Here is a 22,710-nt window from a genome sequence, read left to right on the forward strand (position 1 = left end):
TGAAAGATGATCAGGTTGATAGGTTCGAGGTGGAAGCATGGTGACATGTGGAGCTGACGAATACTAATAGATCGAGGACTTAACCATATAATATGAAGCAATGTTATCTAGTTTTGAAAGAATATAAAAAACTTGTTGACTTTCAAAGTCAAATAAGTTATAATGATTCTTGTCTTAAATGAATACAGTCTGGTAATGATGGCAGAGAGGTCACACCCGTTCCCATACCGAACACGGAAGTTAAGCTCTCTAGCGCCGATGGTAGTTGGGACCTTGTCCCTGTGAGAGTAGGACGTTGCCAGGCAAAATGGAGGATTAGCTCAGCTGGGAGAGCACCTGCCTTACAAGCAGGGGGTCGGCGGTTCGATCCCGTCATCCTCCACCATATATGTCGGAGGGGTAGCGAAGTGGCTAAACGCGGCGGACTGTAAATCCGCTCCTTCGGGTTCGGCAGTTCGAATCTGCCCCCCTCCACCATTCTTAATTAATGGGCTATAGCCAAGCGGTAAGGCAACGGACTTTGACTCCGTCATGCGCTGGTTCGAATCCAGCTAGCCCAGCCATTAAGAGCCATTAGCTCAGTTGGTAGAGCATCTGACTTTTAATCAGAGGGTCGAAGGTTCGAGTCCTTCATGGCTCACCATTTTAACAAAATATGCGGGTGTGGCGGAATTGGCAGACGCACTAGACTTAGGATCTAGCGCCTTTGGCGTGGGGGTTCGACTCCCTTCACCCGCACTTTTAATAAAATAACTCATACATGTCTTGCGGAAGTAGTTCAGTGGTAGAATACAACCTTGCCAAGGTTGGGGTCGCGGGTTCGAATCCCGTCTTCCGCTCCAATTTTCAATATGACATGCCGGGGTGGCGGAACAGGCAGACGCACAGGACTTAAAATCCTGCGGTGGGTGACCACCGTGCGGGTTCGACCCCCGCCCTCGGCACCATATGCGCCCGTAGCTCAATTGGATAGAGCGTTTGACTACGGATCAAGAGGTTAGGGGTTCGACTCCTCTCGGGCGCGCTTTTATTAACGGGAAGTGGCTCAGCTTGGTAGAGCACCTGGTTTGGGACCAGGGGGTCGCAGGTTCAAATCCTGTCTTCCCGATATTCCCAAAAAACATGGGGCCTTAGCTCAGCTGGGAGAGCGCCTGCCTTGCACGCAGGAGGTCAGCGGTTCGATCCCGCTAGGCTCCACTTTATTTATTATATGTCTCGGAGGTATACCCAAGTTCGGCTGAAGGGATCGGTCTTGAAAACCGACAGGCGGTGAGAATCGCGCGGGGGTTCGAATCCCTCTACCTCCTCCATTTTCTTTTTAAATGGTTTAGACATAAATAATATAATATTTATTTTTTCCTTCATGGAGGTATACCCAAGTTCGGCTGAAGGGATCGGTCTTGAAAACCGACAGGCGGCGAGAGTCGCGCGGGGGTTCGAATCCCTCTACCTCCTCCATTTTTTCTAAAGTAAATATTTTATCATCGCGGGGTGGAGCAGCACGGTAGCTCGTCGGGCTCATAACCCGAAGGTCGCAGGTTCAAATCCTGTCCCCGCAACCAAATGGTCCCGTGGTGTAGTGGTTAACATGCCTGCCTGTCACGCAGGAGATCGCCGGTTCGACCCCGGTCGGGACCGCCATTTATGTTGGCTCGGTAGCTCAGTCGGTAGAGCAGAGGACTGAAAATCCTCGTGTCGGCGGTTCGATTCCGTCCCGAGCCACCATTTTTTTATGCCGACTTAGCTCAATTGGTAGAGCAACTGACTTGTAATCAGTAGGTTGGGGGTTCAAGTCCTCTAGTCGGCATCCTTTAGGGGCATAGTTTAAAGGTAGAACTGAGGTCTCCAAAACCTCCAGTGTGGGTTCGATTCCTACTGCCCCTGTAAAGTATATGGGCCTATAGCTCAGCTGGTTAGAGCGCACGCCTGATAAGCGTGAGGTCGATGGTTCGAGTCCATTTAGGCCCACCATATATTATTCCGCAGTAGCTCAGTGGTAGAGCTATCGGCTGTTAACCGATCGGTCGTAGGTTCGAGTCCTACCTGCGGAGCCATGGCCCGTTGGTCAAGTGGTTAAGACACCGCCCTTTCACGGCGGTAACACGGGTTCGAATCCCGTACGGGTCATAAAAAAAGAGTCAGCAATGTGCTGACTCTTTTTTATTGTGCGTTAATCCTCCGTTATCAACTGATTTTCCTGAAATAAATAAAGGGATTTAGGAAAAGCTATGGTATGTATAAAAAGGAGGAGATAAAAATGACACGAGTGAGAGACTTGATGAGCACTCATATTGTACAGTGTACACCGCTAGACAATGTATATGAGGCTGCTGTAAAGATGAAAGAAGAATCGATTGGATTGATTCCAGTTGTTGAAAATGAGCAAGTTGTTGGGCTTGTTACGGATCGAGATTTAGTTGTTCGAGGGATTGCTGAAAAACATCCTGGATCTAATAAAATTACAAATGTAATGACAACAAACATTGTTTCAGTTTCTCCAGATGATACTATTGAAAAGGCTACAGAGTTAATGGCGCAGTATCAAATTAGACGATTGCCAGTAGTTGAGAGTGGTCAACTCGTTGGGATGTTAGCACTAGGAGATTTAGCTATAAAAGAATCGGCAGATGATCAAGCGGGATTTGCTTTAAGTGAAATATCAGAGCATACGGAATGAAGTGAGACTTTCATTAGTGGGATAAGTTACGTATAAAAATCAGATACATTATTCTAGTATATAGGGTTAAGCTAATATGTTAGCATGATGTATCTGAGCCATTATATAATAAGTATACAGTTAGTAATTTCGACAGTTTATTTAAATTTGTCATTCTTAATTTTTAATAAGAGAAAAAATGATATACTGATAGATATAAGTATTATGATAGATTTCGAATATAACAATATTTATTGTTAATGATTTATTGATGTAATAATGAATTAATATTTCCTATGTAGACAAAAGGGAAGGGGAATTATATGAGGGCTATACAGCGCAATCCAAATTGGAATTTGGTTACAGATACATATATAGAACCAAATAATTTCGCTGAATTATTTTCTTTACTTGTACCTTGTCATCCAAAAGGTGAAGGGAAAGAAAGAACTATATTAGTGTGGAAAGAAAAAGAATTTTATAAAGAAGAAAATTTAGCGGCATTTATCGTATATGGAATGGATAAAGCAAGAAATTTACCACAGTTTCATAAAGATGAAATTCCAACTTTAGTACGTATTCTTCGTTTATGCCAAGAGATTGGCTGGTATGAAGAAGCAAATACTTTTATGGTGACTCAAGGACTTGCTGAGTTTGTTCACACTTCATTGGAGTATGAAACGTGGGATCTTTTGACACAAGCGGTTGCTTTAAACTATTTAATTATTAAATATCGTATTGGTGAATTAACTGATGAGGATGTAGAAATTTGGGATAGAGTTAAATTCAATGAGAAATGTATAACAGACTGTAAACATTTATTATCTCATAAAGAAGTATTAGAATTTACATTCTTTTATATGTGTAAGAGAGCTAAATTGTTATCAAAAGAGCAATTAAATAGTGATATGATGAGTCTAGCAATGTATTGTAATACGTTTGTTTATGACTTATATACACATGACTTATTACGAAAATATCGTAAGTGTACAGATTTCCTATCATACTATGGACCTAGTCAAGCGGTGTTGGCTTGTCAAAGAGCTGTACTTTCTCAAATTTCAGATCGATTAGACCCACTCAAGACTACTCATGTTGATGATTATTTATATGTAATGAAAGAAATGATGGAGCATATGACGATAGGAATAATGGATCGATATGATCATTTTATCGGAAAGTTATTATCATATGTGCCATTTTTCGAAATGATTCAAGTTCCACAACATGCATATTATTGTGAAGAATTATTGTATATTTGTAAGGGTATTGAATATAAAGAAGAAATATTACGCAATTATATATTTATACAATTACATGATTGTTTACCATCATTCTTTAAACTATTTCTTAAAAATAAGCGTTATGCAACGATTCACGATATTCTGTTCTATTGGTGTGACGATGAACAAAGAATGAGCTTAGAAAAAAAATATAATCTTAGTTTTATTTATGAAAAATATGCTTGCGGATAAAGAGCATTTTCTATATAAATTAAAAAGGATCTCAATTTTATGTGAGATCCTTTTTTTATTAGTAAAGCAAGGAGAATGTAATTAAGACGAGAAATAACATTCCATAAAGGAGAACTTGTGCCGTATTGCTTCCTTGTATACCAAAAAAAGTATTTGTTTTTTTATATAAATTCACTATATATTTTAGCGGATTATCTTTGAAAGATTGATACACAGTGTCTCCTCTTTCTAAGCTTCTTGTTCGTGTTTTTTGTTATTAGGAACATGAATGTATCTAGCTATGAATAATAAAATAGCCATAAAAAATACAGGAAATACGGTAGATAAATAAAAACCATTACTAATAATATTTGCTATTAGGGCACTTAATAGAAAGATGGCATTATAAATATGGGCAATTTTTTGTTTTAGTTGAACTTGAAAAGATTCCATCATAATTTCTAAAGCAACAAAAGCAATGATAATAGACAAAAATACAGTATTTGTATTGTAAATGATTAAACAACAGATTAAACCTAAAAAGGCTAAGTATTCAATTAAGAGAGGTATATTGATATTGCGTGACATACAATTTACCTAACTAAATATGGCAGTGGATTTACTGCATTTGTTTTTTCAAAATTCCATTCTCCATTGTGTAATTCAAAATGAAGATGTTGCCCGTATGAATGACCTGTGTTTCCCATATGACCTACTAATTGTCCAGCTTGTACTTGATCACCAGCTTGTACAGTGCGATCTTTCATATGAGCATAGACTGTTGTATATAATTTCCCGTTTATTTGATGGGCGATGAACACAACATTGCCATAGCTAGCTGAATAATATGATTTCACAACTTTACCTGCCGCCGCCGCTTGGATAGAGACGTTACCTGGAGCTGCAATATCTATACCATAATGCATTTGTTCCCAGCGCATATCAAAGGTTGAGCTAATTTTTCCTTGTGTAGGGAATTTGAAAACTGCTGGAATGGAAGCAGTTTGGGCTTTTTGAACTTGTGCTTGATTTTGCACTACATAATGTTTTGCCACGTATCCGTATCCTGTGCCAAAACGAATTTTATACCAAGTTCCTACAGTTTCTACTACTTGTAGTTGTGTTCCATTTTGTAATGAACCAAGCAGTGCACTACTTGTACTAGCGGTGCTACGTACATTAAGTTTAGGTGTTGCAACTGTGTATTTCGTATTATTTTGAACTGTAATGCCTTTTACTAAAGGCTGTGAACCGTTAGAAACGAATGCTTTTTGTACGTAACCTGTTGTGCCATTATGTAAAATTTTATACCACTCGCCTTGTTCTTCTTGAATAGTAACGAATTTCCCATTTGGTAACACATCTAAAATTGAAGATTCTAAATTAGGTTCAGAACGAACGTTTAATGCATTGGCATTAACGATGTATTGATTATTAGATTGAAGTTTGTTTTTTAGTAGAATAGCATCTTTTTGTACGTAACCTACTTTATTATTAACAGATACTTTATACCAGCTATCAGTTGTTTCAAGTATGTTCACTTTCGTATTAAAGCGAATTGTATCAATTGATGAGCTATTTGCGTTATTTTTTGTATGTAAGGTTACTTGATTGACTTTGACATAGCCAGTTTTTACATTAGATAATTGTTCAGCGTTGGCTGTTTGTACATTTGTTTCTCCCATAGAAGGAAGTAAAGAAGCAATTGCGACAGTAGTTGCTGCTAAAGCAGTAGCTTTCATATTCATATAATAGAGACCTCCTCTAGTTGTATAGTTGTAATTTTATTATAGTATAAAGATATAATATAGTGGGTTTATTCACATAAATGTAATATGAAATCAATATAAAAATAAATTTTTTGAGGATAATGATTCCTTTTTATCCAATTAATTAGGATAATAATTTCTAACATAGAATATAAGTATTATATGGCTTTATTATTTTGTTGACAATTAAGAAAATTAAAACAGTTGATGATGTCTTATTACGATGTTATACTGACAGTGTTAATTTCATAGTTTGCTAGGAGAGCTGGTGTTGCCAGCTGAGAGTAGGCCGTAAGCCTTTGATCCTTTTCATTACCTGATCTAGATTATGCTAGCGTAGGGAAGCAATTCGGACACTAATAATAAGTCCCCGTTTCTTTGCGTATAGAAACGGGGCTTTTTTGTTTGAAAATTTCATATTGAAACCACTAGGGGTGCTTGTTGTGCTGAGAGAGGAATAATCCTTAACCCTTATAACACCTGATCTAGGTAATACTAGCGAAGGGAAGTGGAGCAACGAATAAATTATAATTTTATTTGCTGTAACCACTTCTTATTTAGAAGTGGTTTTTTATTTATATACACATACCGGAAGGGGATAGGGAAATGAAATTTTGCGATAGATTATTAGAAACTGTACAACCAGTTTGGGAGATGAGTCATAATCATCCGTTTGTTGTAGGTATGGGAGACGGTACGTTAGAAAAAGATAAGTTTCAGTATTACATTATTCAAGATTATTTATATTTGTTAGATTATGCAAAGCTATATGCCATCGGTGTTGTAAAGGCAACGAATCCACAAGTAATGGGGAAATTTGCTGAACAAATTGATGGAATATTAAATGGAGAAATGACAATCCATAAACAATATGCAAAAAGACTTGGAATTTCTATAGAGGAGATAGAGTCTGCAAAGCCATCTGCTAAAAATTTAGCTTATACAAATTACATGATGTCTGTATCTCAAAATGGCACACTTGCGGAATTAATAGCAGCACTTCTTCCATGTATGTGGAGCTACTGGGAAATTGGAAAGCGTTTAAATGATATTCCTGGAGCGAGAGATCATGAGTTCTTTGGTGAGTGGATTCAAGGATATAGTTCTGAAGAATACGGTAACCTTTGTATTTGGCTAATAGATTTATTAAATGAAATGGCAGTTGGAAAATCTGACAAAGAGCTAGATCGATTAGAGGAGATTTTCCTATATTCCAGTCGATTTGAATATTTATTCTGGGATATGTCCTATCGTAAGGAGATGTGGGGATTTGAGGAGCAAGAACATACTACAGTTTCATAATGTTTCTTTTCATTATGATGAGAAACCAATCATCAATGAATTAAATGCTTCTATACAAGATAAAGAGTTTGTAAGTATTATCGGACCGAGTGGATGCGGGAAAAGTACTTTATTTCGCCTTATTACAGGTTTAGAAGAAGCAAGTACGGGACAGATAGAGCTGACAGAAACAAAGAGCCACCCTGTAGGGTATATGCCCCAAAAAGATATGCTCCTGCCGTGGAGAACGATTATTGAGAATGCTGCCCTGCCGTTAGAGTGCCAAGGTGTACAGAAGAAAGAAGCACAAATAAAGGCGAAGGAACTATTGCATAAATTTGGCTTACAAGGGTATGAGACAAAATATCCGAAAGATTTATCTGGTGGTATGAGACAACGTGTATCCTTTATTCGAACTTTATTAACAGGCGGGGAGATATTGCTGTTAGATGAACCGTTTAGCGCGTTGGATGCTTTAACGAAGGCATCTTTGCAAGAATGGCTGTTTGAACAATGGAAAGAGTGGGAAAAAACAATTTTATTTATCACTCATGATGTGGAAGAAGCATTGTTTCTTTCTAATCGAATTTTAGTAGTAGAGCAGCAACCGATAACTACTTTAACCGAGAGGATTGTACCGCTTGATCGTAATCGAACAAGAAAAGATTTATATAAGCCTGAAGTGTTAGCGCTTAAAGATGAGCTTCTTAGTATGTTACAAAGGCAGGTACTCGTATGATGAACCGGCTGAAGGAACTATTACCTGCCCTTACACTTTCTAGCATTTTACTTGTCATTTGGGAAGTAGGCGCAAGAATTGTAGATGAAATGTACATTTTACCGTCACCGTCTGCGATTGTAATGAAGATATGGAAACTAAAAGATATATTATTTACGGTTCATTTGCCGGCAACATTATATGTCGTTTTAATAGGTGTGGCAATTTCTATCGTACTTGGGGTAGGGCTAGCGATGTTAATGAACGCGAGTAATTGGATGGAGAGAGCATTTTATCCATTATTAGTGGCTTCACAAACGATTCCTATTACAGCGCTTGCTCCGCTCTTCGTTTTATGGTTTGGATATACGATTTGGAGTAAAGTCGTTGTTACGGTTTTAATTACGTTTTTCCCAATTGCGGTCAATACGTATGATGGGCTACGCAGTACGAAAAAAGAATGGGAGGAGCTCTTAGTTACGTACGGGGCAACGAAAAAAGATGTTTTTCTTAAATTAAAATTGCCGTCTGCTCTTCCTTATTTTTTCTCAGCTTTGAAAATTGCAGTTCCGCTTAGTGTAATTGGGGCAGCAATTGGTGAATGGCTCGGTGCACAAGCTGGGCTAGGATATTTCAGTAAAAGAATGATGACGCAGTTAGATGGAGCAGGTGTATTTGCACCCATTGTATTGTTATCGTTATTAGCTATTTTCTTCGTCATACTTATTTCGATATTAGAAAAGAAATTCATTAGTTGGAGGAAGCATTCATGAAATTATTAAAACGCATCTTTGTGTTTACATTATTAGTTGCAATGATTGCTGGATGTTCTAGTAATTCAGCATCAGATAAGAGTAAAAAAGAAAAAGAAATAACGGTCATGCTTGATTGGTACCCAAATGCGGTACATAGCTTTATTTATGCAGCAATTGAAAAAGGCTACTTTAAAGAAGAAGGTGTAAAGGTGAATATTAAATTCCCTTCCAATCCGACTGACCCATTAACTTTAGCAGCTGCAGGAAAAGTAACGGTTGGCCTATATTACCAGCCAGATGTTGTCATGGCAAAAGCAAATGAACAAATTCCAGTGAAGTCAATTGGGGCTGTCGTACGTTCACCATTAAATCATGTTGTATCGCTGAAGTCAGCGGGCATTCAATCGCCAAAAGATTTAGAGGGGAAAACAGTTGGATATTCTGGAACACCTTTAAGTGAGATGTATTTAAAAACGATGATAAAAGAAGCTGGTGGTAATCCAGATACAGTGAAAGTAGTCGATGTTGGCTTTGATTTAGTACCAGCATTAATTACGAAAAAAGTAGATGCGGTAACAGGGGCATACATTAACCATGAAGTACCTGTTATGCGTCATGAAGGTCATGAGCCAGCATACTTTAATCCAGCAGATTATGGTGTACCGAATTATCATGAGCTTGTATTTGTAACAGGTGATAAAACGTTGAAGAAAGATAAAGAAGCGTTGCAAGCTTTCTTACGTGGTACGAAAAAAGGCTATGATTTCATGAAGAAAAATCCAGATGAAGCATTAAATATTTTATTAAATCATCAAGAAAAAGAAAACTTCCCGCTTGTACCAGAAGTTGAAAAAGAAAGTATGAAAATTTTATTAGAGAAGATGGAAACGAAAGATGAGCCATTTTTATCAGATTCAAAAGAATCATGGGAGAAACAAAATAAATGGCTGAAAGATAAAGGCATGACGAAAGAAATCGTTCCGGCCGATGAGTTATTCGAAAATATTTTAAAGTAGGCGAATGAATATGAGAAATGAGCTTCATGTAATCTCAAATGGTCACATGTCATTCGAAGAGTTAGTGAATGTAGCGATGCAAATTGAAAGTGAAATTGATTATTTGCATATTCGTGAGCGTGAGAAAAGTACGAAGGAATTGTATGAAGGTGTGGAAAGTCTTTTGAAGAAAGGCTTTCCGGCATCGAAAATAGTGATAAACGATCGAATTGATATTGCTATTTTATTAAACGTTCCGCGCGTGCAGCTAGGATATCGAAGCGCAGATGTAAGGTCAGTGAAAGAAAAGTTTTCTTATTTGCATGTCGGTTATTCTGTGCATTCTTTAGAAGAGGCGATTGATGCATTTAAGAATGGAGCGGATTCACTCGTCTATGGTCATGTATTTCCGACAGATTGCAAAAAAGGTGTACCAGCGAGAGGGCTTGAAGAAATTTCAAACATTGCAAAGTGTTTATCTATACCGATTACAGCAATTGGAGGAATCACCACGGAAAACACCGGGGATGTTCTTACTAACGGCGTCAGTGGTATTGCTGTTATGTCTGGGATTATAAGTAGTAGTAACCCGTATAACAAAGCGAAGTCTTATAAGGAATCAATAAGAAAGTGGGCGGAAAAACATGTGTAAGAAGTATGATGTAGCGATAATTGGCGGTGGTGTAATTGGTAGTTCAGTTGCACATTTTCTAGCAGAAAGAGGACATAAAGTAGCGATTGTAGAGAAGCAACAGATTGCATCGGAAGCCTCGAAAGCAGCCGCTGGTTTACTTGGGGTTCAGGCAGAATGGGATGAATATGACCCGCTATTTGAACTTGCTAGAGAAAGCCGTGCTATATTTCCACAACTTGCAGAAGTTTTACGTGAAAAAACAGGCATCGATATTGGATATGAAGAAAAAGGCATTTACCGCATTGCTCAAAATGAAGAGGAGAAGGAAAGAATTCTTCACATTATGGATTGGCAGCAGAAAACAGGTGAAGATTCTTACTTTCTAACGGGAGATCATTTACGAGAGAAAGAGCCATTTCTTTCTGAGTCAATTATAGGAGCTGTATATTATCCAAAAGATGGCCATGTTATTGCACCAGAGCTTACGAAAGCATTCGCACATTCTGCATCATTTTCGGGCGCTGATATATATGAACAGACAGAAGTGTTTCATATTTGTATTGAAAATAATAAAGTGACTGGAATTGTGACAAGCGAAGGTAGTATCACATGCGAAAAAGTGGTTATTGCGGGTGGCTCATGGAGTACAAAGTTACTAGGTTATTTTCACCACGAATGGGGTACATATCCAGTTAAAGGAGAAGTAGTAGCGGTAAGAAGTAGAAAACCACTTTTAAAGGCTCCTATTTTTCAAGAAAGATTTTACATTGCACCAAAGCGCGGCGGACGTTACGTAATTGGAGCAACGATGAAGCCTCATACGTTTCATAAAACTGTGCAACCGGAAAGTATTACTTCTATATTAGAGCGTGCTTATACGATATTGCCAGCTTTAAAAGAAGCAGAGTGGGAAAGCGCATGGGCAGGGTTAAGACCACAATCGAATCACGAAGCTCCTTATATGGGAGAGCATGAAGAAATAAAAGGTTTATATGCTTGTACGGGCCATTATCGAAACGGTATTTTATTAAGTCCTGTTTCTGGTCAGTATATGGCGGATTTAATAGAAGGAAAGCAGAAGAATCACTTGCTAGATTCATTGCTTTCTAAAACAGTTTAGAAAGGGGATGGAAGTTTGAATTTAAAAATTAATGGTAATCAAATTGAAGTGCCAGAGAGTGTAAAAACAGTAGCTGAGCTACTTACACATTTAGAGTTAGAAAACAGAATTGTTGTAGTAGAGCGTAATAAAGATATTTTACAAAAAGATGATCATACAGATACATCTGTTTTTGATGGAGACCAAATTGAGATTGTAACTTTCGTAGGAGGCGGTTGATTATGTTAAACATTGGACCATTTTCATTTCATTCTAGACTTTTATTAGGAACAGGAAAATTCCCTGATTTTGATGTACAGCAAAAGGCAATTGATGTATCTGAGGCTGAAGTTTTAACGTTCGCAGTACGTCGTATGGATATATTCGATGCAAAGCAGCCTAATTTATTAGAGAAACTTGATGTGAAAAAATATACGTTATTACCGAATACAGCTGGAGCAAAAAATGCTGAAGAAGCTGTTCGTATTGCAAAATTAGCAAAAGCTTCAGGGCTTTGCGACATGATTAAAGTAGAAGTTATAGGTGATGATAGAACGTTATTACCTGATCCGGTAGAAACATTGAGAGCATCTGAAATGTTACTAGAAGAAGGATTCATCGTACTTCCATATACATCTGATGATGTTGTATTAGCACGTAAATTACAAGAACTAGGTGTGCATGCAATTATGCCAGGAGCATCACCGATTGGATCAGGGCTTGGTATTGTAAATCCGTTAAATTTAAGCTTCATTATTGAACAAGCGACAGTACCAGTTATTGTTGACGCTGGTATTGGTAGTCCAGCCGATGCAGCATTTGCGATGGAATTAGGAGCCGATGGTGTGTTATTAAATACTGCTGTGTCAGGAGCAAAAGATCCTATTAAAATGGCAAAGGCAATGAAATTAGGTATTGAGGCAGGCCGTTTAGGATTTGAGGCAGGTCGTATTGCACGTAAACGTTGTGCAACAGCAAGTAGTCCTTTAGAAGGAATGAGCGTAGTTGAATAATCGATATTCTCGCCAAGAACTATTTTCTCCAATTGGAGAAGAAGGACAACGAAAGATAAGAGAAAAGCATGTGCTCATTATCGGTGCAGGTGCATTAGGTAGTGCAAATGCAGAGATGTTTGTAAGAGCTGGTGTAGGCGCAGTAACGATTGTTGACCGGGATTATGTCGATTGGAGTAATTTACAAAGGCAGCAATTGTATGCAGAGAGTGATGTGGAAAATAATCTTCCGAAGGCTGTAGCGGCAAAAAAACGTCTAGAAGAAATTAATCATGAAGTAAGAGTAGAAGCTCTCGTTCAAGATGTAACAGCTGAGGAGTTAGAAGAACTTGTTACAAACGTTAATGTAATTATTGATGCAACTGATAATTTCGAAACACGTTTTATCGTAAATGATATAGCACAAAAATATTCTATTCCATGGATTTACGGAGCATGTGTAGGAAGTTACGGCCTTTCTTACACAATTCTTCCTAGTAAAACGCCATGTTTATCATGTTTACTACAATCGATTCCGCTTGGCGGGGCGACATGTGATACAGCGGGGATTATATCACCTGCTGTATCTCTCGTCGTTTCTCATCAAGTTACAGAAGCTCTTAAATTGTTAGTGGAAGATTACGAATCAATGCGAGATGGACTTGTGTCATTTGATGTATGGAAGAATGAATATTCATGTATGAATGTGCAAAAGCTTCGTAAACACAATTGTCCTTCGTGCGGAGAGAATGCATTGTATCCGTATTTAAATAAAGAAAACACATCGAAAACAGCAGTTTTATGCGGGAGAAATACAGTTCAAATTAGACCACCTCATAAAGAGGAAATGGATTTTGAGAGGTACAAAAAGCTGCTGGATGATCGTGTGAATGATTTAAATGTAAATCCATATTTATTATCATTTTCTGTGGAAGAAAAGAGATTAGTTGCTTTTAAAGATGGTCGTGTACTTGTACATGGAACGAAAGATATAAGCGAAGCAAAAACAATTTATCATCGCTATTTTGGATAGAAAAGGATGAGTGGGATGAAAGTAAATAAAGCTTTAACAATTGCAGGATCTGATAGTGGCGGCGGTGCCGGTATTCAAGCAGATTTAAAAACATTCCAAGAGCTTGGTGTGTACGGGATGACGGCTATTACGGCAATTACTGCTCAAAACACGCTTGGCGTTCAAGGGGTATATCCAGTTCCGTTAGAAGGTATTACGGAACAGTTGAATTCAATTGGTACGGATTTAACACCAGATGCTGTGAAACTAGGAATGTTATTTAGTAGCGAAATTATTCAAATTGTAGCAGAACATATTAATAAATTTGGCTGGAATAATATTGTACTAGACCCTGTTATGATTGCTAAGGGCGGTGCATCATTATTACAACAAGAAGCAGTACAAGCATTAAAAGAATATTTATTACCAGTAGCAACTGTTATCACACCGAATGTTCCAGAAGCAGAAGTGTTAACTGGGCTGGAAATTCATAACGTTGAAGATAGTAAAGAAGCTGCAAAAGTACTGCATGAATTAGGTGCGAAATATGTACTTATGAAGGGCGGACATGCAGAATATCAAGGTAATGAAGTAATTGATTTACTTTTTGATGGAGAAAAGTTTATTGAATTTAGAAGTGAGCGAATTCCTTCAAAGCAAACACACGGAAGCGGCTGTACATTTGCGTCAGCAGTTACAGCTGGCCTTGCGAAAGGATACTCGATGGAAGAGGTAGTTCAAGAGGCAAAACGATTTATTAGTATAGCAATTGAAGAGCCGTTGCATATTGGTAGTGGTCATGGACCGACGAATCATTTTGCATACAAATTGAATAAAGCATAAGCATGAATAGTAGAAAAGTCAGTTTTGTAACTGGCTTTTTTTTGTTTACTTTTTCCAAATACAGGAGTAATATATCAGCCAGAATATATTTTTTGTAATACGCTGAGTCCAATTATATGGAGCGGAGGAACCAATTTGTGCAGTGTCACTCGGGGTGAATCTTTCAATTTTGAAAGTAGGGCTACTCTCAAAGTCCGAATCCGACAGCTAACTTCGTAAGCGTCTTGAGAGAGGACGGTGCCACGATGGATACATCACTTCATCAATCTGATTAGTATAGGGGAATATCAATCTACGTTTGAGTTCTTTTATGCTAAGGAGGATGAGGTACATGGAATTAACACTTATTTGTGTTGGAGAAGAAAGCAAGGTAAATAGTTTAATAGATTTAGTAGCATATCAACATGAGTTAATTATTTTCACAGCAAATGAAGAGATAGCGGCCGAAGTGAGGAATTGTGGATTTGATTGGACGTATAGTTGTAGTAAGGAGCAAGATTTTACTAGTATTTGTGAGTGTATTAAGAAGGTGATTTTACTAGGGGATGAGCTTCCAATCGTTAGCTTCTTCACAGAACACATTCGCTTTTCTTTTCAAGCACCTATTACTGTTGTTACAAGGAATAAACGATATCCAGCGAGGCTCTATGAAACAATTGGAGCTGCATTTGTCGTGTTTACAAATTGTGATAATATATCTTTTTTATTTTTTGAATAGGGCGGGGGAAAAGAAGATGAAGGTGTTGTTACTAGGAGATATAGCGAATCGTTGGGCGGTATCGGTAGAGCGAGTTCAAGAATTGGTGGTGCTCGATCCTATTTTTCCAAGGCCCTATATCATATTGCCATCGAAAGACGCTTTATATTTAAAAACAGATGTTATCGAATATGAGCAATTACATGCAGAATTGTCACAAGTTTATATTCGCGGGAGAAATTTACGTGCTTTTTTACGAGGGAAATAAATAGTGAGTGAAAAAAGAGCGAATGCGAAGTGCAACAAGCTATGCACTTCATGTCATTCGCTCTTTTTATTTCGTGTTTAACAGGTCATTTCTACGAAAAAGAAAGAAAAGACAAGAAAATAGATGAAAGGATATTAATAATACATAATGTAAGCGTTTAAACAGATAGATATTTTCTTATTTTCAGTAATTTGACTCTTTACAAGTGAAATATAGAGGAGTATATTTACTCTCATAAATCATTCATAAAATTTCCAAAAAAACCTAAAATCGCTGAGTTCCAGAAATGGAGCGGGGGAACCAATTTTGTGCATCGTCACTTGGGGTGAATCTTTCAGTTTTGAAAGTAGGGCTACTCTTTAGGCCCGAATCCGACAGCTAACCTCGTAAGCGTTTAGAGAGGAGGTTTACTTTTTGTTGTTCATTTTTTGAACACTGAGTAGAGCTCAGTGTTCTTTTTTAATATTTTGATGGTAAATTTTAACAATTTGAAATGAGGGATAGCTATGTTAGATGTTATAATGATCGGGATTTTTGTTGTGTTAGTCGCATCGATGGCAAGTCTTGCAAGTTGGTCAGATAAAGTTGTGAAAGAAGGGAAGCAATCATGACGATTGCCTTATCGGTTATTGTTGCAGCAATTACGGTGTACTTAGTGTATGCCTTATTAAATCCGGAAAAGTTTTAATTAGGGGGAGTCATTCATTATGATCTGGGTCGCAGTTGTTATTACAATGCTGTTGTTTATTCTTGTGGCAAAGCCAACGGGAATTTATTTAGAGAAAGCCTTTCAAGGGAGTAAAAAGCTAGATAAAGTATTCGAGCCTTTTGAAAAACTTATTTTTAAAATTACGGGTGTAAAAGAATACAATCAAACGTGGAAACAGTACGCACTATCATTAGTTTTATTAAATGGATTTATGATTGTTGTCGTATATTTCATTTTCAGACTACAAGGAGTATTGCCATTAAATCCAGTACACATTGAAGGAATGGAGCCTACGCTCGCTTTTAATACAGCAATTAGTTTTATGGCCGATACAAACTTACAGCATTATAGCGGTGAAAATGGCTTATCTTATTTATCACAATTAATTGGAATTACATTTTTAATGTTTGCAGCACCGGCAACGACGTTAGCACTTGTAATGGCGTTTATAAGGGGACTTGCTGGAAAAGAACTTGGTAACTTTTTCGTTGATTTTACGAGAGCATTGACGAGAGTGTTTCTTCCTATCGCATTTATGGCGGCACTAGTCTTTGTCGCACTTGGTGTACCACAAACGTTAGACGGGGCAGTTACGGCGCAAACGATTGATGGCGCGAAGCAAAGTATTTTACGCGGGCCTGTTGCATCATTCGTAGCCATTAAGGAACTCGGAAATAACGGGGGTGGATTTTTCGGAGCAAACTCTACACATCCTTTTGAAAATCCAGGGCAAATGAGTAATATTTTGCAAATGATGCTTATGATGTTATTGCCAACAGCACTTCCGTTTACGTACGGACGAATGGTAGGAAATAAAAAACAAGGTCGCATCCTTTTCGTATCACTATTCATGGTGTTTTTACTAGGGTTTATAACGATTACGACATCTGAATTACATGGGAATCCAGCGTTAAATGGAATGGGTATACAGCATGTACAAGGAAGTACGGAAGGAAAAGAAGTGCGATTTGGAACAGTATTTTCTTCCCTTTATGCGACAGTAACGACAGCTGCGGAAACAGGAGCTGTGAATACGATGCATGATACGTTAACACCAATTGGCGGGTTAGTACCACTTGTAAATATGATGTTAAATACAGTATACGGCGGCGTTGGAGCAGGATTTGTGAACATTATTATGTATGCGATTATCGCAGTCTTTATATCTGGATTGATGGTTGGGCGGACACCAGAGTTTTTAGGTAAGAAAATTGAAGGTAAGGAAATGAAATTAATTGCGGTAACGATACTATTTCATCCATTGCTCATTTTAGGATTTTCGGCATTAGCTCTTTCAACAAGTTTAGGAACGGATGCCATTTCCCATTCTGGTTTCCACGGTTTGACGCAAGTGGTATATGAATATACATCGTCAGCTGCGAATAATGGATCTGGATTTGAAGGGTTAGCAGATAATACACCGTTTTGGAATATTACAACTGGTTTAGTTATGTTTTTAGGGCGCTATTTCAGTTTAATTACGATGCTAGCTGTTGCAGCTTCATTGAAAGAGAAGACGGTAGTACCAGAAACAGTCGGGACATTCCGTACGGATAATAGTTTATTTGGTGGTATTTTTATCGGAACGATTGTAATTGTCGGTGCATTAACATTTTTCCCGATGTTAGTACTTGGTCCAATTGCAGAATTTCTTACATTGAAGTAATGGAGGGTAAATGATGAGACCGGTAGTAGTAAAAGAAAAAAGAGTAAATGAGTCACAAATACATGCTGTAGAAGATGAAGTTAGACAAGCGAAAACGATGGACCGTGATATCGTGAAACATGCGATAAAACAATCCTTTGCGAAATTGAATCCGAAAGTCATGATAAAGAATCCGATTATGTTTGTTGTAGAAATTGGATTTATCATTACGTTCATTTTATCGTTTCTTCCAAGCCATTCTAGTAGTGTACCAGGATGGTTTAATATAACAGTTTCTCTCATTCTCTTATTTACAGTTTTATTTGCTAATTTTGCAGAAGCGTTAGCGGAAGGGCGTGGGAAAGCGCAAGCCGATTCTTTAAAACAATCGAAGAAAGATGTGTTTGCAAATGTTGTAAAAGAAAATGGAGACATTGTTCAAGTTTCAGCAACTGATTTGAGAAAAGGTGACGTTGTTATTGTAAAACAAGGAGAAATGATTCCAAGTGATGGGGAAGTTATAAAAGGGTTAGCGTCTGTTGATGAATCTGCGATTACAGGGGAATCCGCTCCTGTTATAAAAGAAGCGGGCGGTGATTTTTGTTCCGTAACAGGTGGTACGATGGTCGTTAGTGATGAGATTACGATTGTTATTACGAGTAATCCTGGTGAATCATTTATTGATAAAATGATTTCGTTAGTAGAAGGGGCTGCTCGTCAAAAAACGCCGAATGAGATTGCTTTAAATACAGTATTAACGAGCTTAACTCTTATTTTCTTAATCGTCGTTGTGACGTTGCCGATTTTTACAAACTATTTAGGATTTCAAATTGATACAGCTGTACTTGTTGCGTTGTTAGTTTGTTTAATTCCAACGACAATTGGTGGGTTGTTATCAGCAATTGGTATTGCCGGGATGGACCGAGTGACAAAGTTTAACGTGTTAGCAATGTCAGGGAAAGCAGTAGAAGCTGCGGGTGATATTAATACAATTATTTTAGATAAAACAGGTACGATTACTTTCGGAAACCGAATGGCTCATACACTGCTTCCTGTAGGGAATGAAACGATTGAGCAAGTAGGAAAATGGGCAGCAATTAGTTCTGTTTTAGATGAAACACCAGAAGGCCGATCTGTTATTGAATATGTAAAAACGAAATCTTTATCATATGATAGAGCACTTGCAGAACAAGGTGAATTTGTTCCATTTAAAGCAGAAACGAGAATGAGTGGTGTCGATTTACAAGACGGAACGAAAGTGAGAAAAGGTGCTGTAGGTAGCGTGATTGAATGGGTTAGGTCACAAGGCGGAACGATTCCGAAAGATGTAAATCAAAAAGCAGATTTCATTTCCAAAGAGGGTGGAACACCACTTGTAGTTGCAGTGAATAATCGTATTTACGGTTTAATTTATTTAAAGGATACAGTAAAACCTGGTATGCGTGAACGTTTTGAACAATTACGCCAAATGGGGATTAAAACGGTTATGTGTACGGGTGATAACCCATTGACAGCAGCAACCATTGCAAAAGAAGCAGGAGTAGATGAATTCGTTGCTGAGTGTAAGCCAGAAGATAAAATTGCGGTTATTAAAGCAGAGCAAGATAAAGGGAAACTTGTAGCGATGACAGGTGATGGTACAAATGATGCTCCGGCACTAGCGCAGGCAGACGTTGGATTAGCGATGAATAGTGGGACGACAGCTGCGAAAGAAGCAGCGAATATGATTGATTTAGATTCGAACCCGACAAAAATTATTGAGGTTGTAGGAATCGGTAAGCAATTGTTAATGACACGCGGTGCGTTAACGACGTTTAGTATTGCGAATGATATCGCGAAATATTTTGCAATCATTCCAGCCATGTTTACACTTGCGATTCCGCAAATGGAAGCATTAAACATTATGAAATTAACATCACCACTGTCAGCGATTTTATCAGCATTAATATTTAACGCTGTTATTATTCCGTTACTTATTCCATTGGCGATGAAAGGTATCGCATATAAACCGATGAGTTCGAATGCACTACTTGGCCGAAACTTACTTATTTATGGACTTGGCGGAGTGATTGTACCGTTCATTGGAATTAAAGTAATTGATATAATTGTCGGCTTGTTTATATAAGGAAGAGGGGAAAAAGATGGCGAAGAAACAAAGTATACTATCACCAATTATCCGGATTACTTTTACATTTTTAGTGTTGTGCGGACTTGTATATCCACTTATTGTTACTGGTATTGCACAGGCAGTAATGAAGGATAACGCGGATGGAAGTCTAATATATAATGATAAAAATGAAGTGATTGGTTCTAAATTAATCGGTCAAAATTTCACAGATCCACGTTATTTTCATGGGCGTGTTTCTAGTATTGAATATAAAGCAGAAGCATCTGGTTCAAATAACTATGCACCGTCTAATCCAGATTTAGAGAAACGAGTAGAGAAAAGTATTGAAGAGTGGAAGAAACAAAACCGGGCCGTACCAGTTACAGAAGTGCCAATCGATTTAGTGACAAATTCAGGTTCAGGGTTAGATCCTGATATTAGCCCACAGGCCGCTTCTGTACAGGTGGATCGCATCTCTAAATTAACGAAAATTCCGAAAGAAACGCTAGAGCAATTGATTAAAGATCAAACGGAAGGTGCGGCACTTGGTTTATTTGGAGAAGATCGTGTGAACGTTTTAAAGTTAAATTTGGAATTACAGAAACTACTGAAATAGTAACAGTGCTACCTCAATCTAACGGATTGAGGTAGCGTTGTTTCGAAAGAAGGGTTGTGAATGTTTTGTATGCGGATGATTATAAACCAACTTTTCAAAGGCGAACACCAGAAGAGTATTTAGAATATATTCGTCAGCAAAACCGCGGGAAGTTAAAGCTATATGTGGGAGCGGCTCCAGGAGTAGGAAAAAGTTACAAAATGCTACTTGATGCTAGAGAGATGAAAAAGGATGGTACGGATATTGTAATTGGTTTAATTGAAACGCACGGAAGAAAAGAGACAGAAGACGCAATTGCTGATTTAGAAAAAGTTCCTTTGAAAGAAATAGATTATAAAGGGAAAGTATTTTATGAACTCGATGTGGAAGGAATTATAAAACGTGCACCACAGGTCGTTGTAGTGGATGAACTTGCACATAGCAACATTCCTGGATCTAAAAATAAGAAACGTTATATGGATGTGCAGGAATTGTTAGATGCCGGTATATCCGTCTTATCAGCGTTTAATATTCAACATTTAGAAAGCGTACATGACATTGTAGCTCAAATTACGAATGTCAAAGTGCGAGAACGTATTCCAGATTTTATTTTACAAAAAGCAAACGAAATTCAGCTCGTTGATGCAACGCCGGAAGTATTAAGGAAGAGATTAATAGACGGGAAAATATATAAAGAAGAAAAAATTCAGCAAAGCTTACAAAATTTCTTTACGCTTAATAATTTAGGGGCACTCAGAGAATTATCACTTCGTGAGGTTGCCGATGATATGGACGAGAAAATTAGCCAAACAGTGATAGAGCCGATTGGTGTGAAAGAAAAAATTCTCGTTTGTGTACAATACAGTTCAACAGCGGAGAAGTTGATAAGAAGGGGATGGCGTATGGCTGATCGGTTAAACGCTGAATTGTATGTATTAAATGTAGAAAGGGAAAATATAGATTCTCTTTCAGTAGGGAAAAAGCAAACGATTGAAGAGTGGAAGTCGCTAACGAATCAATTTGATGCAAGTTTTGTTTTAGAAGAGGCGAAAGGAAGAAAGCCAGCGGATGTTATTATTGAAATCGCGAAAAGACTACAAGTAACGCAAATTTTACTCGGGCAATCGGCAAGAACACGTTGGGAAGAAATACGAAAAGGTTCAATTGTAAATGAAATTATGAGAGAAACGAAGTATATTGATATTCATATCGTTGCGGATCAAAGAGTTTAGAATAGAGACCATTTGTAGGTCTCTATTCTGCTTTTTGTACAGCTTGAAAACGTATCATTTTCATTGCGCATAAAATGATAAATAGAAATGTAATTGCACCTAGGAAGAAAATCCAAAAGTAATTTTGATTAAATAATAGAAATCCACCTACAAGTGGCCCTGTGCCCATACCGAGATAGCGGATGAAGTTGTACATACCGATAGCAGTTGCACGCTCTTGTACGAATTCTTCTGTTAATAAAGTAGTGTGAGTTGGCATAGAAAGTCCCATACTAAAACCGTATAAAGATGTAACGGTAATGATGAATGGGATATTGATGTTATATGTAAAAGAGAATAAAGTGACACATATAATATTGAAGAAACTAGTAATGAATAAAGCTTGCTTTGTTGCGAGGCGTTTTTGCAAAAGTTTGTAGCAATAACTTCCTAACATAATAGAAAGGGACATTGGTACAAATATAAGACCAATTTTACTTGCAGTTAAGTGAAATAAATTTGTTAAAATGCTCGGTAAAAAAACGAGGAAGCAAAAGTAAATACAAAATTGAATAAAGCCAATAAGAGTAATAGAAAATCCAGTTTTATTTTTTAAGATAAACCAGTAATTCTTTTTTGCTTGCGGTTGTTTAATTACAGTTGTTTTTGTTTCTGGAAGTAGTGAAATGTTTATCATTAATAAGAGAATGCCAAGTATAGATAAAAAGAGAAATACGGATACGTGGCCATTTATACTGCTGAGATAACCACCTATGAGAGGGCCAATCGCAGGAGCGAGCGCAAGTAACATTTGATACAGGCTCATTGCTTCTCCGCGTTCTTTTCCTTCAAATAAATCACCGATAATCGTTGCTGCTACTACAGGTATAGCTGCTATTCCTATAGCTTGAACAGCTCTGAAAAATAGAAATACATATATGTTTGCTGAAAAAGCACATCCGATTGAACCGATTGTACTAATGATTAAACTAGGGATAAGGACAGATTTTCTCCCTTTTGTATCAATTAAAGGTCCATATATGAGCTGCATAATCGCAAGAACGAATGTGAAAAGTGAAACTGTTAAATTTATAAGATAAAGAGAAGTGTGAAAAGAACTTTGAATCATAGGCAAGATAGGTGTGTAAATATTTTGAGCGAAGGAACCGAGTAAGGCACTCATACAGACAACATATAAAATGAAATGTATTTTTGATTTTTTCATTATGTAACCTCCTCATTATTTAGTTTCCTTGGAAACTAAATTTAT

Annotated in this window: 23 protein-coding genes, 20 tRNA genes, 2 rRNA genes and 4 riboswitches; of the genes, 42 read left to right on the forward strand and 3 right to left on the reverse strand. The window is 37.6% G+C overall.

All coding sequences use genetic code 11. From position 1 onward, the window contains the following. The 24 genes from ACUXEY_RS16770 to ACUXEY_RS16885 form a co-directional block, all read left to right on the forward strand. Positions 1 to 87: ribosomal RNA gene (locus ACUXEY_RS16770) — 23S ribosomal RNA — on the forward strand; the annotation flags it as partial. Between the two features lie 101 nt (positions 88 to 188). Further along, positions 189 to 304: ribosomal RNA gene (rrf, locus tag ACUXEY_RS16775) — 5S ribosomal RNA — on the forward strand. Between the two features lie 5 nt (positions 305 to 309). Continuing rightward, positions 310 to 385, forward strand: a tRNA-Val gene (locus ACUXEY_RS16780). Between the two features lie 8 nt (positions 386 to 393). After that, positions 394 to 477: transfer RNA gene (locus ACUXEY_RS16785), tRNA-Tyr, on the forward strand. Between the two features lie 11 nt (positions 478 to 488). Beyond that, positions 489 to 563 (forward strand) — tRNA-Gln (locus ACUXEY_RS16790). Between the two features lie 4 nt (positions 564 to 567). Next, positions 568 to 643: transfer RNA gene (locus ACUXEY_RS16795), tRNA-Lys, on the forward strand. A gap of 14 nt (positions 644 to 657) precedes the next feature. Then, positions 658 to 738: transfer RNA gene (locus ACUXEY_RS16800), tRNA-Leu, on the forward strand. A gap of 29 nt (positions 739 to 767) precedes the next feature. Further along, positions 768 to 842, forward strand: a tRNA-Gly gene (locus tag ACUXEY_RS16805). Positions 843 to 858: 16 nt separating this feature from the next. Beyond that, a tRNA-Leu gene (locus ACUXEY_RS16810) sits at positions 859 to 947 on the forward strand. Between the two features lie 3 nt (positions 948 to 950). Beyond that, positions 951 to 1,024, forward strand: a tRNA-Arg gene (locus ACUXEY_RS16815). Positions 1,025 to 1,034: 10 nt separating this feature from the next. Beyond that, positions 1,035 to 1,108, forward strand: a tRNA-Pro gene (locus ACUXEY_RS16820). A 16-nt stretch (positions 1,109 to 1,124) separates the two neighbouring features. Continuing rightward, a tRNA-Ala gene (locus ACUXEY_RS16825) sits at positions 1,125 to 1,197 on the forward strand. Positions 1,198 to 1,217: 20 nt separating this feature from the next. Beyond that, a tRNA-Ser gene (locus ACUXEY_RS16830) sits at positions 1,218 to 1,310 on the forward strand. Positions 1,311 to 1,365: 55 nt separating this feature from the next. Beyond that, positions 1,366 to 1,458, forward strand: a tRNA-Ser gene (locus ACUXEY_RS16835). A 27-nt stretch (positions 1,459 to 1,485) separates the two neighbouring features. Beyond that, a tRNA-Met gene (locus ACUXEY_RS16840) sits at positions 1,486 to 1,562 on the forward strand. Between the two features lie 3 nt (positions 1,563 to 1,565). Further along, positions 1,566 to 1,641: transfer RNA gene (locus ACUXEY_RS16845), tRNA-Asp, on the forward strand. 8 nt (positions 1,642 to 1,649) lie between these two features. Further along, positions 1,650 to 1,725: transfer RNA gene (locus ACUXEY_RS16850), tRNA-Phe, on the forward strand. Between the two features lie 9 nt (positions 1,726 to 1,734). After that, positions 1,735 to 1,807: transfer RNA gene (locus ACUXEY_RS16855), tRNA-Thr, on the forward strand. Between the two features lie 6 nt (positions 1,808 to 1,813). Then, positions 1,814 to 1,884 (forward strand) — tRNA-Trp (locus tag ACUXEY_RS16860). A gap of 10 nt (positions 1,885 to 1,894) precedes the next feature. Next, positions 1,895 to 1,971, forward strand: a tRNA-Ile gene (locus ACUXEY_RS16865). Positions 1,972 to 1,979: 8 nt separating this feature from the next. Next, positions 1,980 to 2,054: transfer RNA gene (locus tag ACUXEY_RS16870), tRNA-Asn, on the forward strand. A 1-nt stretch (position 2,055) separates the two neighbouring features. After that, positions 2,056 to 2,127, forward strand: a tRNA-Glu gene (locus tag ACUXEY_RS16875). 130 nt (positions 2,128 to 2,257) lie between these two features. After that, complete coding sequence (locus ACUXEY_RS16880) at positions 2,258 to 2,677, forward strand: CBS domain-containing protein (protein ID WP_166705066.1); 420 nt, start codon at positions 2,258 to 2,260, stop codon at positions 2,675 to 2,677. A gap of 302 nt (positions 2,678 to 2,979) precedes the next feature. Next, a complete protein-coding gene (locus ACUXEY_RS16885; protein WP_461301179.1) occupies positions 2,980 to 4,131 on the forward strand; it encodes a DUF3965 domain-containing protein in 1,152 nt (383 codons plus the stop codon). Positions 4,132 to 4,359: 228 nt separating this feature from the next. Here the strand turns inward: ACUXEY_RS16885 and ACUXEY_RS16890 are convergent, their stop codons facing one another. After that, positions 4,360 to 4,698, reverse strand: a complete 339-nt coding sequence (locus ACUXEY_RS16890) for a hypothetical protein (RefSeq protein ID WP_166705064.1) — start codon at positions 4,696 to 4,698, stop codon at positions 4,360 to 4,362. 5 nt (positions 4,699 to 4,703) lie between these two features. Continuing rightward, positions 4,704 to 5,858, reverse strand: a complete 1,155-nt coding sequence (locus ACUXEY_RS16895; protein ID WP_461301180.1) for an SH3 domain-containing protein — start codon at positions 5,856 to 5,858, stop codon at positions 4,704 to 4,706. Positions 5,859 to 6,127: 269 nt separating this feature from the next. After that, positions 6,128 to 6,239: riboswitch (TPP riboswitch) on the forward strand. 60 nt (positions 6,240 to 6,299) lie between these two features. Next, positions 6,300 to 6,403: riboswitch (TPP riboswitch) on the forward strand. An 82-nt stretch (positions 6,404 to 6,485) separates the two neighbouring features. Between ACUXEY_RS16895 and tenA the strand changes: the two genes are divergently transcribed. From tenA to kdpDN, 18 genes are all read left to right on the forward strand, one after another. Next, positions 6,486 to 7,181, forward strand: a complete 696-nt coding sequence (gene tenA, locus ACUXEY_RS16900; RefSeq protein ID WP_087957401.1) for a thiaminase II — start codon at positions 6,486 to 6,488, stop codon at positions 7,179 to 7,181. Next, a complete protein-coding gene (locus ACUXEY_RS16905; RefSeq protein ID WP_429607481.1) occupies positions 7,150 to 7,899 on the forward strand; it encodes an ABC transporter ATP-binding protein in 750 nt (249 codons plus the stop codon). The genes tenA and ACUXEY_RS16905 overlap by 32 nt, the downstream gene beginning before the upstream one ends. Beyond that, positions 7,899 to 8,651, forward strand: coding sequence for an ABC transporter permease (locus ACUXEY_RS16910; RefSeq protein WP_429601002.1), 753 nt, complete (start codon positions 7,899 to 7,901; stop codon positions 8,649 to 8,651). The genes ACUXEY_RS16905 and ACUXEY_RS16910 overlap by 1 nt, the downstream gene beginning before the upstream one ends. Beyond that, complete coding sequence (locus ACUXEY_RS16915) at positions 8,648 to 9,649, forward strand: ABC transporter substrate-binding protein (RefSeq protein ID WP_429600994.1); 1,002 nt, start codon at positions 8,648 to 8,650, stop codon at positions 9,647 to 9,649. Before ACUXEY_RS16910 ends, ACUXEY_RS16915 begins: the two co-directional genes overlap by 4 nt. Before the next feature lie 10 nt (positions 9,650 to 9,659). Next, positions 9,660 to 10,280, forward strand: coding sequence for a thiazole tautomerase TenI (gene tenI, locus ACUXEY_RS16920; RefSeq protein WP_429600993.1), 621 nt, complete (start codon positions 9,660 to 9,662; stop codon positions 10,278 to 10,280). Further along, positions 10,273 to 11,382, forward strand: coding sequence for a glycine oxidase ThiO (gene thiO, locus ACUXEY_RS16925; protein WP_461301181.1), 1,110 nt, complete (start codon positions 10,273 to 10,275; stop codon positions 11,380 to 11,382). Before tenI ends, thiO begins: the two co-directional genes overlap by 8 nt. 15 nt (positions 11,383 to 11,397) lie before the next feature. Next, on the forward strand, positions 11,398 to 11,601 hold the full coding sequence (gene thiS, locus ACUXEY_RS16930) for a sulfur carrier protein ThiS (RefSeq protein WP_001049508.1): 204 nt from the start codon (positions 11,398 to 11,400) through the stop codon (positions 11,599 to 11,601). A 2-nt stretch (positions 11,602 to 11,603) separates the two neighbouring features. Next, positions 11,604 to 12,374 (forward strand): thiazole synthase, encoded by a 771-nt coding sequence (gene thiG / locus ACUXEY_RS16935; protein ID WP_166705057.1) that lies wholly within the window; start codon positions 11,604 to 11,606, stop codon positions 12,372 to 12,374. Beyond that, positions 12,367 to 13,386 carry a thiazole biosynthesis adenylyltransferase ThiF gene (locus ACUXEY_RS16940; RefSeq protein WP_461301182.1) on the forward strand — a complete coding sequence of 340 codons (1,020 nt, stop codon included), beginning with the start codon at positions 12,367 to 12,369 and terminating at the stop codon, positions 13,384 to 13,386. Before thiG ends, ACUXEY_RS16940 begins: the two co-directional genes overlap by 8 nt. A gap of 15 nt (positions 13,387 to 13,401) precedes the next feature. Further along, complete coding sequence (thiD, locus tag ACUXEY_RS16945; RefSeq protein WP_429600990.1) at positions 13,402 to 14,208, forward strand: bifunctional hydroxymethylpyrimidine kinase/phosphomethylpyrimidine kinase; 807 nt, start codon at positions 13,402 to 13,404, stop codon at positions 14,206 to 14,208. Between the two features lie 90 nt (positions 14,209 to 14,298). Further along, a riboswitch (cyclic di-AMP (ydaO/yuaA leader) is annotated at positions 14,299 to 14,446 on the forward strand. Positions 14,447 to 14,539: 93 nt separating this feature from the next. Further along, positions 14,540 to 14,926 (forward strand): hypothetical protein, encoded by a 387-nt coding sequence (locus tag ACUXEY_RS16950; RefSeq protein WP_000424076.1) that lies wholly within the window; start codon positions 14,540 to 14,542, stop codon positions 14,924 to 14,926. Between the two features lie 16 nt (positions 14,927 to 14,942). Further along, a complete protein-coding gene (locus tag ACUXEY_RS16955; RefSeq protein WP_461301183.1) occupies positions 14,943 to 15,173 on the forward strand; it encodes a hypothetical protein in 231 nt (76 codons plus the stop codon). Positions 15,174 to 15,434: 261 nt separating this feature from the next. Next, positions 15,435 to 15,580: riboswitch (cyclic di-AMP (ydaO/yuaA leader) on the forward strand. 99 nt (positions 15,581 to 15,679) lie between these two features. Beyond that, positions 15,680 to 15,784 carry a SipW-dependent-type signal peptide-containing protein gene (locus ACUXEY_RS16960; protein ID WP_461301184.1) on the forward strand — a complete coding sequence of 35 codons (105 nt, stop codon included), beginning with the start codon at positions 15,680 to 15,682 and terminating at the stop codon, positions 15,782 to 15,784. Beyond that, positions 15,781 to 15,861, forward strand: coding sequence for a K(+)-transporting ATPase subunit F (gene kdpF / locus ACUXEY_RS16965; RefSeq protein WP_000150656.1), 81 nt, complete (start codon positions 15,781 to 15,783; stop codon positions 15,859 to 15,861). Before ACUXEY_RS16960 ends, kdpF begins: the two co-directional genes overlap by 4 nt. 19 nt (positions 15,862 to 15,880) lie before the next feature. Further along, on the forward strand, positions 15,881 to 17,548 hold the full coding sequence (gene kdpA, locus ACUXEY_RS16970; RefSeq protein ID WP_461301185.1) for a potassium-transporting ATPase subunit KdpA: 1,668 nt from the start codon (positions 15,881 to 15,883) through the stop codon (positions 17,546 to 17,548). Between the two features lie 13 nt (positions 17,549 to 17,561). Further along, positions 17,562 to 19,652 (forward strand): potassium-transporting ATPase subunit KdpB, encoded by a 2,091-nt coding sequence (gene kdpB / locus ACUXEY_RS16975; RefSeq protein WP_461301186.1) that lies wholly within the window; start codon positions 17,562 to 17,564, stop codon positions 19,650 to 19,652. A gap of 16 nt (positions 19,653 to 19,668) precedes the next feature. Then, positions 19,669 to 20,250 carry a K(+)-transporting ATPase subunit C gene (gene kdpC / locus ACUXEY_RS16980; RefSeq protein ID WP_429600986.1) on the forward strand — a complete coding sequence of 194 codons (582 nt, stop codon included), beginning with the start codon at positions 19,669 to 19,671 and terminating at the stop codon, positions 20,248 to 20,250. 56 nt (positions 20,251 to 20,306) lie between these two features. Beyond that, positions 20,307 to 21,461, forward strand: coding sequence for a KdpD-like non-kinase potassium sensor (gene kdpDN, locus ACUXEY_RS16985; RefSeq protein WP_461301187.1), 1,155 nt, complete (start codon positions 20,307 to 20,309; stop codon positions 21,459 to 21,461). A 22-nt stretch (positions 21,462 to 21,483) separates the two neighbouring features. Here kdpDN and ACUXEY_RS16990 read toward each other — a convergent pair whose 3' ends face one another. Then, positions 21,484 to 22,665 carry an MFS transporter gene (locus ACUXEY_RS16990; RefSeq protein ID WP_461301188.1) on the reverse strand — a complete coding sequence of 394 codons (1,182 nt, stop codon included), beginning with the start codon at positions 22,663 to 22,665 and terminating at the stop codon, positions 21,484 to 21,486. Positions 22,666 to 22,710: the final 45 nt, after the last annotated feature.

Source organism: Bacillus sp. F9_6S_D1_P_5 (assembly GCF_054823925.1).